The 17,246-nt window shown below is 36.5% G+C and carries 16 protein-coding genes; 8 read left to right on the top strand and 8 right to left on the bottom strand.

All coding sequences use genetic code 11. The features are described 5' to 3' along the window. Positions 1–133: 133 nt before the first annotated feature. The gene (locus MZHIL_RS02840) at positions 134–883 is read right to left on the bottom strand and encodes an archaellin/type IV pilin N-terminal domain-containing protein (RefSeq protein WP_013897864.1); all 750 of its coding nucleotides are present in this window, start codon (positions 881–883) and stop codon (positions 134–136) included. 34 nt (positions 884–917) lie between these two features. Beyond that, complete coding sequence (locus MZHIL_RS02835) at positions 918–1,640, bottom strand: archaellin/type IV pilin N-terminal domain-containing protein (RefSeq protein ID WP_013897863.1); 723 nt, start codon at positions 1,638–1,640, stop codon at positions 918–920. Between the two features lie 289 nt (positions 1,641–1,929). Here MZHIL_RS02835 and MZHIL_RS02830 point away from each other — a divergent pair, with 289 nt between their 5' ends. The 3 genes from MZHIL_RS02830 (at position 1,930) to MZHIL_RS02820 (ending at position 4,088) form a co-directional block, all read left to right on the top strand. Continuing rightward, positions 1,930–2,739 carry a hypothetical protein gene (locus MZHIL_RS02830; RefSeq protein ID WP_013897862.1) on the top strand — a complete coding sequence of 270 codons (810 nt, stop codon included), beginning with the start codon at positions 1,930–1,932 and terminating at the stop codon, positions 2,737–2,739. Further along, positions 2,729–3,091, top strand: a complete 363-nt coding sequence (locus MZHIL_RS02825; RefSeq protein ID WP_013897861.1) for a hypothetical protein — start codon at positions 2,729–2,731, stop codon at positions 3,089–3,091. Before MZHIL_RS02830 ends, MZHIL_RS02825 begins: the two co-directional genes overlap by 11 nt. A gap of 82 nt (positions 3,092–3,173) precedes the next feature. After that, the gene (locus MZHIL_RS02820; protein ID WP_013897860.1) at positions 3,174–4,088 is read left to right on the top strand and encodes a ComEC/Rec2 family competence protein; all 915 of its coding nucleotides are present in this window, start codon (positions 3,174–3,176) and stop codon (positions 4,086–4,088) included. Positions 4,089–4,264: 176 nt separating this feature from the next. Here the strand turns inward: MZHIL_RS02820 and MZHIL_RS02815 are convergent, their stop codons facing one another. From MZHIL_RS02815 to MZHIL_RS02790, 6 genes are all read right to left on the bottom strand, one after another. After that, positions 4,265–5,530, bottom strand: a complete 1,266-nt coding sequence (locus MZHIL_RS02815; RefSeq protein ID WP_013897859.1) for a FlaD/FlaE family flagellar protein — start codon at positions 5,528–5,530, stop codon at positions 4,265–4,267. A 109-nt stretch (positions 5,531–5,639) separates the two neighbouring features. Next, complete coding sequence (locus tag MZHIL_RS02810) at positions 5,640–6,062, bottom strand: hypothetical protein (protein ID WP_013897858.1); 423 nt, start codon at positions 6,060–6,062, stop codon at positions 5,640–5,642. Between the two features lie 20 nt (positions 6,063–6,082). Next, positions 6,083–7,807, bottom strand: a complete 1,725-nt coding sequence (locus MZHIL_RS02805) for a BatD family protein (protein ID WP_048815446.1) — start codon at positions 7,805–7,807, stop codon at positions 6,083–6,085. Positions 7,808–7,876: 69 nt separating this feature from the next. Continuing rightward, on the bottom strand, positions 7,877–10,522 hold the full coding sequence (locus tag MZHIL_RS02800) for a FlaD/FlaE family flagellar protein (protein WP_013897856.1): 2,646 nt from the start codon (positions 10,520–10,522) through the stop codon (positions 7,877–7,879). Between the two features lie 114 nt (positions 10,523–10,636). Then, on the bottom strand, positions 10,637–11,878 hold the full coding sequence (locus MZHIL_RS02795) for a COG1470 family protein (RefSeq protein ID WP_013897855.1): 1,242 nt from the start codon (positions 11,876–11,878) through the stop codon (positions 10,637–10,639). A gap of 346 nt (positions 11,879–12,224) precedes the next feature. Then, a complete protein-coding gene (locus tag MZHIL_RS02790; protein ID WP_013897854.1) occupies positions 12,225–13,268 on the bottom strand; it encodes an archaellin/type IV pilin N-terminal domain-containing protein in 1,044 nt (347 codons plus the stop codon). Between the two features lie 385 nt (positions 13,269–13,653). Here MZHIL_RS02790 and MZHIL_RS02785 point away from each other — a divergent pair, with 385 nt between their 5' ends. The 5 genes from MZHIL_RS02785 to trpA all read left to right on the top strand — a co-directional run bounded on the left by MZHIL_RS02785 (position 13,654) and on the right by trpA (position 17,183). After that, the gene (locus MZHIL_RS02785; protein ID WP_013897853.1) at positions 13,654–14,019 is read left to right on the top strand and encodes a hypothetical protein; all 366 of its coding nucleotides are present in this window, start codon (positions 13,654–13,656) and stop codon (positions 14,017–14,019) included. Between the two features lie 95 nt (positions 14,020–14,114). After that, complete coding sequence (locus tag MZHIL_RS02780; RefSeq protein ID WP_013897852.1) at positions 14,115–14,939, top strand: indole-3-glycerol-phosphate synthase; 825 nt, start codon at positions 14,115–14,117, stop codon at positions 14,937–14,939. Then, positions 14,936–15,133: a PspC domain-containing protein gene (locus MZHIL_RS02775; protein WP_013897851.1), complete on the top strand. Its 198-nt coding sequence runs from the start codon at positions 14,936–14,938 to the stop codon at positions 15,131–15,133. Before MZHIL_RS02780 ends, MZHIL_RS02775 begins: the two co-directional genes overlap by 4 nt. Positions 15,134–15,208: 75 nt before the next feature. After that, on the top strand, positions 15,209–16,387 hold the full coding sequence (gene trpB, locus MZHIL_RS02770) for a tryptophan synthase subunit beta (RefSeq protein ID WP_013897850.1): 1,179 nt from the start codon (positions 15,209–15,211) through the stop codon (positions 16,385–16,387). A gap of 13 nt (positions 16,388–16,400) precedes the next feature. Further along, positions 16,401–17,183, top strand: coding sequence for a tryptophan synthase subunit alpha (gene trpA, locus MZHIL_RS02765; RefSeq protein WP_013897849.1), 783 nt, complete (start codon positions 16,401–16,403; stop codon positions 17,181–17,183). Positions 17,184–17,246: the final 63 nt, after the last annotated feature.

Raw genomic sequence — 17,246 nt, 5'->3', positions numbered from 1 at the left:
TTATTAAAGGATATAAAATCCAGTAAATTTTCTATGATTTATCTAATATATATATTGTTTGATTCTTTTAACAATTCAAAAATTAAAAATAAAAATCAGGATTTAGTTTCCCGTCAGGAAACTAAATCTCAATTCACGGATACAATTTAACTATAGTGTTCACACCATACGTGGAAGGTGTGACAAATGATGCAATTGTGGTTGCTCCAGCTTCAGGAGTCATTACAATTTCAACACTGGTTCTGGGTTCCAGAATCATACCAGTATTTTTAAGGGAACTATCAACCCCGGTTATTGAATGATTTACCTGATTATCATCAATACTGGCAGTTGAAATGTATATGTTGATTAAATCTCCAGTATTCATTACAGGGTTGTCCTGGTAGAATGATTGATCTTCATCACGGATTTCCTGTACTGTAAAATAGTTTCGAGCATAGGTTTCATTTCCCAGCATTTCTTCTAAAGCCTTCTTCCAGTCATTATTATCATACAGAGAAGAATCATCTGCCTGCTGGATATAACTCAGAGTGTTTGTTTGACGACCATCGGTTATTGTTGCAATAACCTGATTGATATCAACAGGAGAACTTCCAGCCTGTAGTCCAACCTGTAACCTTAGAAGATCAATATTTGGTGATAAGCCACTGGTACCATTAGATCTGATACCTTCAATGTTCTTTATATCCAGATTAGATGATACTTCCTGGGTTGCCTCTGAACCTGTCTGCTGTGCTCTCTGCTGAAGCACACCGGAGGTCTGGATCAGTACTGCTGCGGCAACGGCTGCGACAAGCACCATTGCAATAAAGACTATAAGAGTACCAATACCAACCTGACCCTCTGTGTCTTTAGTAAGTTGTATGTTTCTATTTGCTTTCATAGCATATCTCTCCTGAAATTGTATAAAATTAAGTTCATGGATAAAGTCTTGAAATTTCATTTACTCCATAGGTTGAAGGAGTCACGAAACTGACCTGGGATGTAGCACCTGCTTCAGGTGTCAGAATAATATCAACTGATGTCCTTGCGTCAAGTTCAAGTCCAGAATTATCAATGGTTTCTAACTTTGAATTAAATCTTTTTAGATCATCAGTCTGATCAGTTGCAGTTCCTATGTACAGATTGATCAGGTCACCAGTATTCATTACAGGCTGCTCTGCTGTAAATGAGTCATCTTCATCACGTATCTGCTGGACAGTAAACCGTTCTGTGATGTTATTCTCCATCACATATGCTAACTGATCATCCCACTGATTGCTTGTATTTTCAGTGTACTCAAGTGTGTTTGTCTGCCGGCCGTCAGAGATTGTGATGATCAGCTGTTTGATATCAACAGGAGAGCTACCAGCCTGAAGGCCCAGTTGTAGTTTCAACAGATCAAATGTGTTGGTTAAATCACCACTACTGTCGTTTCCCCTGATACCTTCAACATGTTTGACATCCAGGTTGGATGACACTTCATGAGTTGCTTCAGCTCCTGTCTGCTGTGCTCTCTGTTGAAGCACACCGGAGGTCTGGATCAGTACTGCGGCTGCAACGGCTGCAACGAGCACCATTGCAATGAAGATAATAAGCGTACCGATACCTACCTGTGCACTCGTATCTTCTTTCAAATGTAAGTTTCTATTTGCTTTCATAGGATTGTTTCTCCCTAATCGCGTTTTTCTCATTATGATAATGATGAGATTATAATGATAATTACATTTGATATTTGATAAATGCTATATAAAGGCTCTGGTTTGATTATTTTAACAAATTTCGGGAACAAATTCTAAAACTTTATAATGGATAAAATGATTACTGATTGTAATTGTATAAAAATGATTTAACTGATAGTGATTACATTGCTGATCTCAAATAGTGGATCTTACGAATGCAGGTATTCGTTTAAATTAATTCTACTGTAATTTAAAGGGGATATAAAAAATGGCACCCGGTCTTTTACTAAATACAGCAATATGTTTTGCAATAGCAGTTTCTTCATTAACACTTGCATGGCTGTTAGTGAAGAAGTCACCGGAATATGATGAAAAAGCAAAACCTGCTCTGTGGGCACTTATTTCATTCTGGATAATTGTTGGTCTGATCTACATTCCAACTACAATCCGGATGTTTGCAGCATATCAGGCAAATGCTGCAATGGACCTGCTGTTCTATCAGATAGCTTCGTTCTTCTTTGCGTTTTTAAGTGTACCTATAATATATTTTATTGTGTTCATACTCTCCGGAAACAAAAGAATTACTCGTATAGTTTCAATTATGTTTGCTGTTATGGGAATTATCTACTTATCAATACTGCATTCATGTGGCGTGGTTGGTCCTGCAGTACTTGACTGGGGTTCATTGATCACTGTGAACAGTGATTTTGCAATCCACCTGTACCTGACAGTACTCTTCATAATCCCGACTGCAATGATACTGGGGCTATTTCTATTGATGGTTCTGCAAAGGATCGCTCTGGGAATAATCTACAAAAAAGCGTTACCGCTTGTTGCAATTTCATTTGTACTGGATTTCATATTGATCGACTTTATCGTAATGATAGATCCAATGCAGCTTTTCGCCCGCACATTTGTATTTATAGGAGTTATCCTTGCGTTTCTTGCATATTTCCCACCAGAGTTTTTAAATGATAAAAGTGAAAATTTTGAATATGATGACACCGATCTGGATTTCGATGATCTGGAAGATCTGGACATAAAGGATTCATCCCTGGAGGAAATTAATGACAGATGACATCAATCCTGATTATGAATATGAGGTTGCCAGATTCTATCAGTCATTGGGCATAAACCAGGGAATTGGAGATATTCAATACCGATTGATCTTAAAGGTACTGGAAGCAAATAAAGACAGGTCAACTGAGTTCTCAGAGATCAGAAAATATACAGATCCATTCGCTGAGAGGGGAAGTATTGGAAGTAAAATTAAAACCGTATTTTTACGCAATGAACTGGCAGTCAAGATCAAGCATGGCGGATATAAGATAACAAATAAAGGATTGGTAGCAGCAAACCTGCTTAAGGTCTCAACCTTATTCTACAGGGAAGTTGATAAGTTGAGCAATATAATAGACAGAATGCCCTGAAACCGGAGTCTGACTAAATTACATAAATAACTTTACATGAGAAGCAGAGATAAAACAGGGTGGTACATATACCGGTGATAATTTGAATGCTAACATACTGATAGTTTTTATATCTACTTTTGTTGTTGCAATACTGGTAGTATCTGTTGCAGGATATATGTACGAGCCGCACGATATGAGGCCAATTCCTCCTGAAGAAGTTATTGATTACAATGACACGAACCTTAAAGTTCATTTTATTGATGCCGGGTTGGGAAATGCCGTTCTCATATCGATCCAAAACAAAAACATGCTAATTGATGCAGGAGAGAACAGGCTTGGAACTAATATCATACCATACCTCTACATGAACGATATTACAAAACTGGATTATATGATAGCTACAAATCAGGAAAAAGAGCATATTGGAGGTATGATAGGTATTTTATCAAAGCTTTTAGTAGAGCAATACATGGATAATGGTAACTCAGATACAACAGAATCCTATGAAACTTTAATGCACATGCTTGAAGTTACCAATACAAATACCACAGTTATAAAGAAAGGAGATATTATAGACTTTCATCCCGATGTTGTAGTAGAGATACTCAATCCGGATGATCTGACCGGGGATATTGCCAGGGATTCTGTTATAATTAAAATGACGTACAACGAGATTTCATTTTTATTTATGGGCAATGCAGACTTTGAAACTGAAAAAGAATTACTTGATTCCGGTTATGATCTGGATGTGGATTTCCTTAAAGTAGGCCAGTATGGATCAAAAAATGCATGCTGCAAGCCTTTTCTGGATGCAGTAAACTCCAGATACAGCATAATTCAGGAAGGACCGCATGAAGAGTACATCAGCCCTCACCCACATACCCTGGATAGATTGCGCCAGACGAATTCAGTAATCCTGCGCAATGACTTCCATGGCCACATTGTTATAACTGCTGACGGAAAGAACTACGATATATTCACACAGAATGTTTTTGATCATCGCCTTTTCAACTAAATGGAAAAATTCAAAAAAAATCTCATTTTACACATACAAAAACGGCGATTTATCTAAAGGATTGTTGATAATTTTCACATATCTGAGGGAAGAATCCTTTACTAAAATTGTCACCGGTAAGTACGTGCTTAAAGTACCGTAGGCTCAGTTTTGAAGCTTCTAAAGGTAAAAGGAAATCAAATTCCATACATTTCCTCTAGCCCATGTTTTACCTTGGTCATCTCGCGATCAAGTGTGCTGAGCATATTCTTATCGATCTTTCTGCCGCTCAATCTTTCGATAAAAAGCAGTGACTTGGTATGATCTTCCGGAAGTAAACGCCATGTGGTCTTTTCAACATTATAATCTATACCCCTGGCATATGCAAGTATCTCCAGTCTGACATCTTCATTGATCCATCCAATATCAATATAGTAATCAAGTGCATCCATTAAATTGTTTCTGCCAACTTTTTCTATAAGAAACTCAATCCAGTTAAGCAATACAATAACCCTGGTAGGATCCGATTTGATTGTTTCCAGCTTAACAAGAGGAGTAACATTTGCATCCTTTGATTTTTCATCGTTTTCAGGTTCATTTAAGGGTTGGTCCTGAATGGATCCGTTGTTAGAGATTTCCAGCTTATCCAGTCTTTCGATGATAACAGAATTGGCATCCTGGAGATCTGAAATGATTATTTCATTCTGTTCAGTCCTTTCATTGAAACTGTCCAGCTGGGAAGAGATGTTTTCAAAATTCTCATTCAGCATTTCCAGAGCCTGAGAGAAGGCATCCAGTTTTTCCTCTATCTCAGAAATTTTGTCCTCAGTATCCTGAGTCATTCCCATATTTTCCAGCTGGTTTTGAAGAGAAGCTACATCATTCTTAAGAGAGACGGTCATATCACCAACTTCATTTATTCTTTTCTCAGCCTTGTCAAATCTCTCAATAGTGTCTCTTCCACTTTCATTTTCACCAACAAACGGATTTACCTGATTGGATACAATCTCATATAGGGATAATAGTTCAATTACACTCTGATCTATTTTGGTTACAGTCTCTTTAATTTCCTTATTTTCCCTTTCCATCATATTGAAGCTCATTTCAAATTTGGAAAGCTTCTTTTCAAGAGAATTGATACGATCCTTATTTTCCTCAACCTGTTTGGGGTTTGAACTATTTGCCTGCTGACCCGGTGTGCCTGAAGATTCAGCACCAAAACCATTAGCACCAGGAGCTGATGGTGGGAATTGATTAAAGTCCGGTAAGCCTTCAAAATCTGGAGCACCCCCACCTCCATTTGTTAGATCTGGCACAGAATCAAATCCTGGAGGACCTGAAGCAAAAGGATCTGTGTCTGATCCAAATGGATCATTGTTTGCAGATTGTGATGGTGATGATGAGGCATCGTCTTTGCTGACAATTGATTTCAATGAACTTAATTTATCTTTCAGATTAACCATGGTCCCACTGCAAAAATATTGTTGTAATATATTAAATAAGAATTATAATTATGATAAATACTGATTATACAAATATCAGTTAAATATATTTTCATTTGATTTAAATAAATTATTTTACATACTTTTCATAGGTAGTTTTAATTCTATCAGTGACACTGTCTATATTTAAATTGAATGATAGATGATCACTGGAATTTTTAGAGCCCTGATTATCACTGCCTTTCTGCTTTGATCCAGCCACCTGTCTTTTCAGGTACCACGTAATGAACTCTGTGTAAGTTATAACTGAAATCAGCGCTGCCCATATAAACAGCAGGATATGGAAATTGGTTAATTGCACCTGATCGCTTAGCAATAATATAAGTTCATGTGAGAGAAAACTGAGTGTTGTATCCGGAAAAATCAAAACCATAATAACTGGTATAATGAACAGGACAATTAGTGCTGAAATGGTTGATACCTTAATAAGTACCAGTAGTGTAACTGCAATAAAAAGAACAAATATCAAAATTGATGCCAGTATTGCTTCCATGATTCCAAATCCGCGAGGTTTTATTTTTTCCTTTCATTGATGAATATATATCCACAAATCGGTACCATCGATATCAGAGCTAAAAGAAATATAAACGATAAAGTTAAAAAACTTATTGTATTCCATCGGCCAATAGATGCTAAAGATTCAGGATGATCTGACTCCGGAGATTTTATCTGGCCTTCTTTTTGATAATCATTTACATTGAACTCAAGTTCCTGTAAATAAATAGTATTTTCATGGCCACTGGCATCTGAATAGCGAATTTCCAGTGATGAAATATCAAATTTACCGGCACTAAGAGGCTTTAGAACATATGAAAACTTATATTCTTCACCTGCAGATACAGTACCATTCCAGGAAGTATCTCCATACACCAGCTCCATGTCCTCAGGAACGGTATCATTTATCTTGACGTACGCATTTTCGTTTCCTTTATTCATTATATTGAAGTTAACATCTAGGTATTCGTCCAGGTGTATATCATCCTTACTTAAATATCTGTCAACATCCAGATCTGCACCGTAGATCGTTACACCTGGATTATTCGATTTTACTCTATAATCTGTATTACCATCTCTCCATTCAATAGCAGCAGATCCCATATCATAATCACCGGGATTCATGGATAATATAGTATAAGTTATGTTTTTAGTGGTCCCTGGACCAACTTCAACATCCCACTTCATTTCGCTATTATCCATTTGTATGAACCCGTTAGGTATCTGGTCAATGACAGTAATCTTTTTTGCATCACTTGCCATATTACTAATATCAAGAGTTACCTCAAATTCAGAATTCTCTAGTGTAGTCTCTGATGGCTGAACTCTCTTAGCAATACTCATATACCCAGGAACATTTATAGAAACAGAATCTGAACTGTGGTGCTCCTTTCTATCATGAGTATAAGCTAAAACTTCACCTTCAATATCTATTGTATATCCTTCTGGTTCAAAAGATGCTTCAATGTTTAATTTTTCTTTAAAAGATTCAGATGGCAACAGAGTTGAAATCATAATGGATTTTTCATCACCCCCATTCGTTTTGATCTGGGCACATATATTCCTTAGTGGAACATCACCTGTATTTTCAATGATAAGTTCATAAAAAATATTTTCACCTGGAGAATAGGATCTTTCTAGGCCTTCAAAATACAGATCAATTGATGGGATGGGATTTTGATATAATTTTACATTCACTGTTTTTTCAGAATCTTTTTTACTGATTTCAATCAAAAAATCGTTATACAGGGTTTTTGAATCATTGGAGTTCAGATCAATATATTCAGAAGAGTCCTGGTATTCTACTATAAATTGATAGGAATCACCGGTTGAATCATCAAGTGTTATTGAAAAGTCATTTAGCTGCATTTTATCAGATATTCGCATATCTTTTTCATCCAGTAGGACCCATGTAGGTTCCAATGTACGCACAGAAGTCTCAACTGATAGGTAATCCTTTGATATACTTTCAATTTTAACCTTTAAGTCCCCTTCAATTACAATATAATTGTTTAGCTCAGTATCAACAACATAAGCCTGTTTAAAAATATCGTTTTTATAATGAAGCAGGATTGAGGAGGGTGAATCTTCATCAATACTATGAACCCTTATAGTGTGCTCCTCAATCTTCACTTTATCATTGACATTTATATCAAAATTCCCATAATAGACCCACATCTCTTCATACTTGTGGTCTTTAGCCGTAGCAGTTGATGTAACACCGGCCACAATAATGATGAACAAAAATAAGATTAACCCATATTTAAGATGCATCAGGAGAATTAATGTATACAAAGGTTTTAAATGTTATCATCAAAATGAGTTGTGCATTCTTATACCTTGCTTTATATTTGCAACGTCTCTGTCAATGATGGTAAGCATATTTTTGTCGATATTCAATCCTGCCAGTCTTTCAATGAACCATATTGATTTTACATGGTCATCCGGTGAAAGCTTCCAGGTCACTCCATCTGCAAAATAGTTAATTCCATCTGCATATCTTAAAAGTTCAAGGCGAACTTCTTCACTTATCCATCCCAATTCAACATAATAGGATAATATGTCCGGAATATTGTTTTTCCCCACAATTTCCAGCAAGAATTCAAGCCATTCCATGCACAGTTTGATATTTACAGAATTTTTTTCGATATGACTTAAATATACATTCTGCTCCATTGAAGATGAACCTGAAGATAAGTTTCTTGCCCGTATTTTTTTTATTTCAGTTTCAAAATATCTGGTTAGCTGCCCCATTTCCTGGTAAACCGTGGTTATATCATTCTCAACCTGGGACCTGAGTTGTTCATTCAAGCTATGGACTTCAGATAGGTCATTGAGTAATGTAGATATGCTCGTTCCGATTGCTTCCAGAGACTCATTTACATTTTCCTGACTAGCCTCCAGACCATGAACAATTGATTCAATCCCGTCAAGTTGATCTATCTTTGATACTTTTTCATTCAGCATTTCATAATTAGATTTATTTTCCAGTTCTATGTTGTGTACTACCCCCTCCAGCTCATTATAAGAATTAGTATAATCAGCCAGTTCTTTTTTCATATTCAAAATATTTTGTTGTGTGTTATTATGATCAATAGAAAAAGATTCTATCATTTTCACCAGGTTTCTCAGCTGATTTTCAAGTTCTTCGGTTCTATTATTAGCAATCTCAACTTCACTGGCAACTGTTGAAATCAGATCTTCCTGGAAGGATCGAAGATTATCAGGTAAATTTTCAAAGGATGATATGGATGAAGACAGAGCCTGTATCTCCCGTTTAATTTCATCAATCTCTCTTTCTGACATCTTTCTTTCTGACGTTTCATCAAGAGATGACTTATTCTCAAAAGCCACGGACCCCTCTGGACTGGAAAATATATCAGAATTACAAGATTTTATTGATGAAACAGATTCCGAAATATTATCGTGTTTTATATCTTCTGTGGCAATATCAGGTATCAATTCCTTAGCTCCCTGGATAAAAGCCTGGATTTGAGTATCTGAAATCGATTCTTCTGGAATATTGTACACATTTCTGATATCATCTAAAGAAGCATCAAGGAGACTTTTTTTTGGCCTATTCTCGGTTTTTTCAGATGCTTGAACATAAGAATCCACATTTTCAGCCACATTATTATCCGGCTTTTTCTGACTGAATGGACTGTTGAAAAAATCAGGTTCATCATCAAATAGAGATTCAGACAGATCTCTATCCTGCTTATCATCATCCTTGCGGGTTGAAGCCAGGTCCAGGCTTATTTCATCCATTCTTTCAATAAGATTACCCCCACCTTTTATGCTCTTAACAATCTTTTTGAAAAATGAACCTATTTTTCCGGCTGAACCAGCAGCTACTCCACTTTGCTTACTGTCCTGTTGAAAAAGGTTATCTTCATTGAATTGGGACTTTTTTTCATTAAAATTACCCGAAAAATGTTCACCTGGAAACAGGTTAGGTGATGTTGAAGTTCCCCTGGTAGCACTATTATTAGTTTCAGATTGGTTCTGGTCCAGATTATTTCCAGATGAGTCAATAGCTTCAATGAATGCCTTATTATATTGATCAGCAGGATCTTCAGGCAATTTTTCCGGATTGATACTTCCAGAATCTGGAACTTTATGAAAAGAAATGTCATCCTTTTCGTTCCCGGCCAGAGAGTCATTGGACTTATTTAACATCTTGCTTTCCTGTTCTGATGTCTTATTAAATGATTCATGATACTGTTTAGGAGAATCCATATCCAGAATATCATCAGCCTCTTCATTCCTGTCAGTATCAGGTTTTAATTCATCATCTGATTCATCCAGAGAATAATTATAATCGAGACTCTGTAATTTTTCATGATTTTTCAGTAATCTGTCTTTGATTTTTGCAATGGTCTCATTTGGATCAACTTTATCAGTTGCTTTCCTTCCAGCTGATAAAGCCGAATTCTCAGATAAGCCCTCAAAATTAGCATTTTTATTGATCATCGCTGGATTATTATCGGCAATTTGGAAAACATTCTCAAACTCATCTTTTGCTCCCGGGTTATCAGCCCATTGAGCAGTTTCAGGATCAATCTCAGGGAACTTATTTTTGTCCAGTTCAGAAATCATAGCAGATTCTGCATCAGACCTTATATGTTCAAAGTGCTGAAATTCGCTTTCCTTAACTTTCTTTTCCAGAATATCAGGTTCGACCTCTGCATTTATCTGGGAAAGGTCAGGTATATCATCTAAAAATGGTGGTGATGGCAATTCTACATCTTCATCAGTTGAATTATCTACTGTTTTTGATCCAAACTCCAGTGGTGCTTCCTCTAATGGTATATCATCAAATGCATTTGTTAATGAAATAGCCTTATCGTTTCTTTGATCCTTATTAACTTTATTCTCCCAGGGTAGTCCTTCATCTGGATTTTGATCATAGTCTTCGTATGAACCTTTTTTGTGATTATTGTTTGATGAATTAACCATTGGAAACAAACCTCTACTATTGATTAAATAGGGAGAACATCTTAATTTAATTAATATTAATTATTTTAAAACTATGTTTGATTAATATAAATGTTATGTTGATAGATGCAATATTTAAAGATTTAACCTGCTTTTAATTATTCTAATAAACTCTTTCAAAAACCCGGATTTTTCAGCCTCATCCGGATAAGCAACTGTCGGTTCATCAGGAACATCTGAATGTCCATATTCGCCATTATCATCCTCTATATAGGGCCTATCCCCATTAGATACTTCAAGTCCAATTCGTTCGGATATAAACAAATATTCAATGCCTCGGGTATCAGTTGCCAAAACCTCAGCTGAGGGGATAACCAATGAACCACTCTCAATGACTTCTACTGAATATTGAATGGAGTGTTCACCGGATGGTTGAAGAACTTTATTTATTCTGGTATCTCCATCTACATATTTGAAAAAGTCAGGGATCTCGTCTTTAAATTTCACATTTGCTGCACGATTTCCTTTATTTCTGATACTGACACTGACATCAAGGATATCTCCTTTTTCTGCACTATCTGAAGATAAAGATTTATCAATTTCCAGATAAGGACCATAGATTTCAATATCAAAATCATCAGTGTATTTACGATAGGTCACTCCCAGATGAGTTAATCTCAATTCAAAGCCGGGAATAGTAAATTCTCCTGGCTTCAGAGACTTTAAAGAATAACTGAATGTATTCTTACCATTGGGTTTTAGTTCAAAATTCCATTCAATATCCTTATCTGGATCATAAATAAAATTATCCGGATAGGAAGAGATTACCTTAACATCTTCAAAGTGGATGTCCTTCAAGTTATTAACATCAACATTGATATAAATTCGCTCATCTAAATGTACCGAATGGCCTGCTGATGCATCAAAATCTATAGTTGAATTAATCCAGGAATCCATGATAAATTCAATATCTTCTTCATCTTCTTCCTTTTCATAGAATTCAAATTCAGCATATGGCGTGGTAATATTAAAACCTGTGACTATTTCAGTTACATTGACTTTAAATCGTTCATCCAGTACAATATTGTTATCCATCTGTGTATTGTTTCTGGACAAAATTGCATTCCATTGCCTGGAATTATCTGTTATGTAGATCATAACATAATCTTCATTAGAATATCTTTTTCTGGGTTCAGAAAACTCAATGGCTTCTATTGTATGATTATTTAATTTGATACTGTCTCCCCAGTATAACCTGAAATCATCAACTTTAACCCATTCAGATTCAGTCTCATCTGCATATACAGGATTTGATATAAAGATAATAAATAGGTAAACAACAAGGATCAACAAGAGTATATGCTTTTTATAAGTCATGGCACAATCTTCCTTCCTCTATAATAGATACCTTCTGAAATATTAAATAAGTGGTCTGGAAACGTTGAAATGACCCGAAAGTAGCAATATTACTGTAGTCCAGCTTAGTAATCAAAGAGACTAATTTAATTTACTTCATTAAGTTTGAACCTCTTTCCTGACATCTCCATTTAAGCTTTCATTAAATAACCATAGATAAACAGAAACTTATTTCCACATGCAAATGGATCAAAAGAAATTACATTTTTCTGGAGCAATATGTAAGTGTATTTTAGATGAGGAATATTAAAAAAAGGAGATATTTTTTTAGTTCGTATATTGGAAATACGAACTAAAATAAAGCAGTTCAGTACATCAACAGAATATACCTGTTATCGAAATATGCACCTGGAGTACTTATCTCAAACGGCACAACAGAACCAGCCTCTGGTCTGATCTGGAATGAGAGTTGAGACCGGGGTTCTATACCCTGATAATCTGGATCCTGTGTTTGGAATACATGTCTCATGTCAATTACAAGTTCCATTATATCACCAGTCCTTAAAACAGGTTGTGTTGCCTTAAATTCACTCCGATCTCTAATCCTTATCGGACTCACAGAGAAATAATCACCGTCTGGTATGTGGAAATATTCTCCACCATCAAGATGATCATATCTAACACTGGTCATTCTAGCGCCGTCTGAGAGATAAATGATTAATTGGGAAAGATCTACATCCTGACTACCTGGCCCCAATGATACAGACACACGAAGTTTAGTGATATCCCCAAACGCAGTTTTTTCATCAACCTTAATATGGCCTGGACCCTTACCTCCAATATAGAACTCATATAGATCATGTCCATCAGAGCTATCGTTTTTTGTTGACCTGTCAAATCTACATTCAAAATGAGATCCTGCAGGAATGATCAGTCCGCCTTCATCTTCATGGAGATTTTGAATCCCACCATCTAATCCATCAGTATACCAGGCATCTACTGTTATTCCCTGAACATTATTAAAAGTTATATTAAGGTCTTTATCTATTTCGGATATCCATTCAACCATTCCGGCCCGTGGAATTGTTAAATTAATATTGGGCTTATCCTGTTCTGTTCCAGTAGTTTCATTAACAAAAACAATCTGTTCACCTTCATCATATTTTATTCTAATAGTTTGATAAGCAGCACGTTCACCCTCAATCCGATCCACTCGAAGATTAGATGATACTTCTCTTGTAGCTTCCTGGCCGGTCTGTGAGGCCGTTTGCTGTAATATACCTGACGTTTTTATCAGCAGAGCAGACGCTACTGCTGCTACCAGAACCATTGAGATGAAAATAATAAGGGTGCCAATACCAATCTGGGCACGTTCATCTCCTTTGAGTTGTAGTTTCTGATTTGCTTTCATTATAAAATATCTCCCTAAATTCAAAAATGTAATCGATTTAATTGAATTAGCATTTTTTATAACATGTGTAAATGTGGTTGTGGTTTGAAATTATTAACAGTATGCAACAAATAAAACAGACTACAATATAAATGTATCTAAATTTTATTTTAAAAGATTACTTTATATCTGTTTTTATAAATGAAGTATTTTTTCATGAAGTATCGGTTTATTTGCAAATATCAATCAGATGACACTATTGCTTCGAAAAAAATTATGATCTCAGCCTTCTAAACTATGAAAAGCATCGTTGCAAACAGTAGCCTTGAAATATGTGAAAAAGAAATAGAATATTAAAGCGGGGACTGTGAAGAATAGAGATTGTTCAGTTCTCACAGGGGGGTTAATGATGACAGGTAAAGTTGATGCCCAGTTTGAAAAAGAGGTCGCTGATTATTACCAGTCTCTTGGAATAGGACAGGGGCCGGGAGACATCCAGTACAGGCTGATATTGAGAGTCTTAGAATCAAATAAAGACAAAATAACAGAATTTTCTGATATCAGGAAATATACTGATCAGTTTGCGGACAGGGGCAGTATCGGTAGTAAAATGAAAGTAGTGTTCCAGAGAAATGATCTTGTGGTCAAGGTAAAGCACGGTGGATATAGAATAACGAACAAAGGACTGATTGCGGCAAATTTTCTTAAGCTATCCACTCTTTTTTATAAAGAAACAAACCGAATGGATGCGATCATGGAGCGTATACCCTGAGGTTGCGTAAGATATATATTATATGACATTGATGTACAATATTATACTATAATGTTCAATTGTATATCATTAAATATATTTTATGGAGATCTCAAATGCATCAGGTCATTGATGATATAATAGCATCAACAGAGAAAAGAAACAAATCTCTTCCAGAGGAGACCAGGGGACGCCTGATCAAAAACCCTTATGGGAAAGTTGTGCCAGCCAAATATGATCAAAACAATAAATTCGAAATCCATCTAAGGTCTGCAAAAAAAGATAACAGGGTTGCAGTAATATCAGAAGTAAAACCTGCCTCACCAAATTCAAATTACAGAACCATACTTCCAGAAGAAGCGGGAAGAATATCAAAAGATATGGAAAAAGCAGGCGCATGTGCTATATCTGTACTGACAGAACCAGAATTTTTTCATGGATCTATTGAAAACCTGAAAAGTGTCAAAAATACAGTATCATTGCCTGTACTCAGAAAAGATTTCATTATTGACATTTTGCAGATGGATGAAGCTGAATGTGATCTAATCCTGCTGATCACAGGTATTCTTGGAAACCGCCTCAACAGATTCATTTTTGAATCAAGGCTGAGAGGATTTGAGCCACTGGTTGAAGTACACAATGAAGATGAGCTTGAAATTGCTCTTGAAAGTGATGCAAAAATTATTGGCATCAATAACCGTAACCTTTCAACACTGGAAATTGACCTTGGAACAACTGAAAGACTGGTCCCCCTAATTCACAGATACGATCAAATAAACAGAACTGAGCACATAATAATAAGTGAAAGTGGAATCGTTACAGAAAATGACATAAAAAGAGTAAGTTCTATAGGTGCAGATGCTATTCTTGTAGGTACATCAATTATCAAAAGCGATGACATCTATAGCAAAACAAAAGAAATGGTGGACTGTCTGAAATGACTAAAAAATTATACAGATCCCGAAATGACCGGATTCTTGGAGGAGTATGTGCAGGGATAGGAGAATACCTGAATGCAGACCCTACTCTGATAAGATTGCTCTGGATCCTATTCACTCTTCTTGGAGGAAGTGGAATAATCGTTTATATCATTGCCTGGATCATTATTCCGGAGCAAACAATGAAAATACCCTAAATCACCTGACATAAGATAACTCAGATGCACAACAGTTCAAAAGTCTACATGCATCAAATAAATGAGGAAGCAAAAATGAATAATTCAAAATATGGAATATACGGCGGCCAGTATGTACCAGAAATCCTTATGCCTGCACTCCAGGAGCTGGAAGAAGAGTACAGCAGGTACCGTAATGATCCACAATTTCAACAGGATCTCAATTACTATCTTAGAGACTTTGCAGGAAGGGAAACACCTCTTTACTATGCAAGAAATTTGAGCAGAAAATATAAAACTAAAATATATCTAAAACGAGAAGATCTGGTCCATGGTGGTGCTCACAAACTCAACAATACCCTGGGACAGGCATTACTTGCAAAATACATGGGCAAAAAAAGAATTATTGCTGAAACCGGTGCCGGACAGCATGGAACAGCAACATCAATGGCAGGTGCAAATCTGAACCTTGACACACTGATATATATGGGTGCAAAAGATGTTGTACGTCAGAGAATGAATGTTTACAGAATGGAAATACTTGGTGCCAGAGTAAAGGCTGTAGAATCTGGATCTAAAACATTAAAGGACGCCATAAATGAAGCACTGAGGGACTGGGTTACCAATGTAGACACAACTCATTACCTGATAGGTTCAGTTGTTGGGCCTCATCCATACCCTATGATCGTAAGAGACTTCCAGAGTATAATAGGCAGGGAAGTAAAGGAACAAATCATGCAGAAAGAAGGAAGGTATCCTGATTCCATTGTAGCCTGTGCAGGTGGCGGAAGCAATGCAATGGGTATCTTTTATCCGTTTATTGAAAATAAAGATATCAAAATGTTTGCAGTCGAAGCCGGTGGAAGCGGAATGGAACTTACATCAAAAGCTGCACTTCACTCTGCATCTATGTGCACCGGTGAGGTAGGAGTTCTGCACGGCGCATGTACCAAAGTTCTGCAAAATAAGGACGGTCAGATTCTGGAATCACATTCTATATCTGCAGGGCTTGATTATTCAGGAGTTGGACCTGAACTTGCATATCTTGCAGACTCCGGGAGAATAAATCCGTGCCATGCAGGTGATGAAGAGGCCCTTAATGCATTCCATGAAATGAGCCGATTGGAAGGAATAATACCAGCACTTGAATCATCACATGCAATGGCGTATGTTATGAAAAAAGCCGAATCCGGGGAACTCGGAGATCTTGTCGTCGTAAACCTTTCAGGGCGAGGGGATAAGGATCTTGAAACCGTGATCAAAGCAGGAAAATAAAAAGGTGGGACATATGAGAATATCTGATAAATTCGAAGAGCTAAAATCAAGAAATGAAGGTGCCCTGATATCCTATATCTGTGCAGGAGATCCATCTACTGAATTGACAAAATCTGCAGTTGAAGCATTGGTAAGGGGTGGAGCAGATATCATTGAACTCGGGCTTCCATTTTCCGATCCCTGTGCCGACGGGCCTGTAATACAGTCAGCAACAGATAGAGCAATATCAGCAGGAATGACACCTGACAGATATTTTGAACTTGTGTCTACCCTTCAGGTTGATATTCCACTTGTCTGTATGACATACTACAATATAATATACAAACGCGGTATTGAAAAATTTATAGAAGACTGTTCTTCTTCCGGTATAACAGGTCTTATTGTCCCAGATCTGCCTGTTGAGGAATCTGATGAACTCGGGCTCGCGTGTGAAAAGAATGAAGTGGACCTGATATTCCTTATAGCACCAACAACAAATAAGAAAAGGCTTCAGAAAATACTTTCTAAGAGCACAGGCTTTCTATATATGGTATCCCGGACAGGCGTCACAGGTGGAAGTACTGATATCAATACTGGTATAGCAGATCTGCTTACAGATATCAAAAAGTGCGCAAATATCCCCATTGCAGTCGGGTTTGGCATATCAAACCGCAATCAAGTAGTGGATATTATTTCATACGGAGCCGATGGAGTTATTGCGGGATCTGCATTTGTAGATATTATTGCATCAGGAAAAAATGTTGAACACCGTCTTGAGTCACTGGTATTTGATCTGAAAAGTGGATGCAAAGAGTAATAAGCATCCTTTTCAGGATCATGTTGATTTTTATGAAAAATATAAAAAATTAATTTCCTAAAA

The sequence above is a fragment of the Methanosalsum zhilinae DSM 4017 genome (assembly GCF_000217995.1).
Classification (GTDB): Archaea; Halobacteriota; Methanosarcinia; order Methanosarcinales; family Methanosarcinaceae; genus Methanosalsum; species Methanosalsum zhilinae.
Note: the sequence above shows the minus strand (reverse complement) of the source record. Positions and strands in the feature narration are given on the sequence as shown.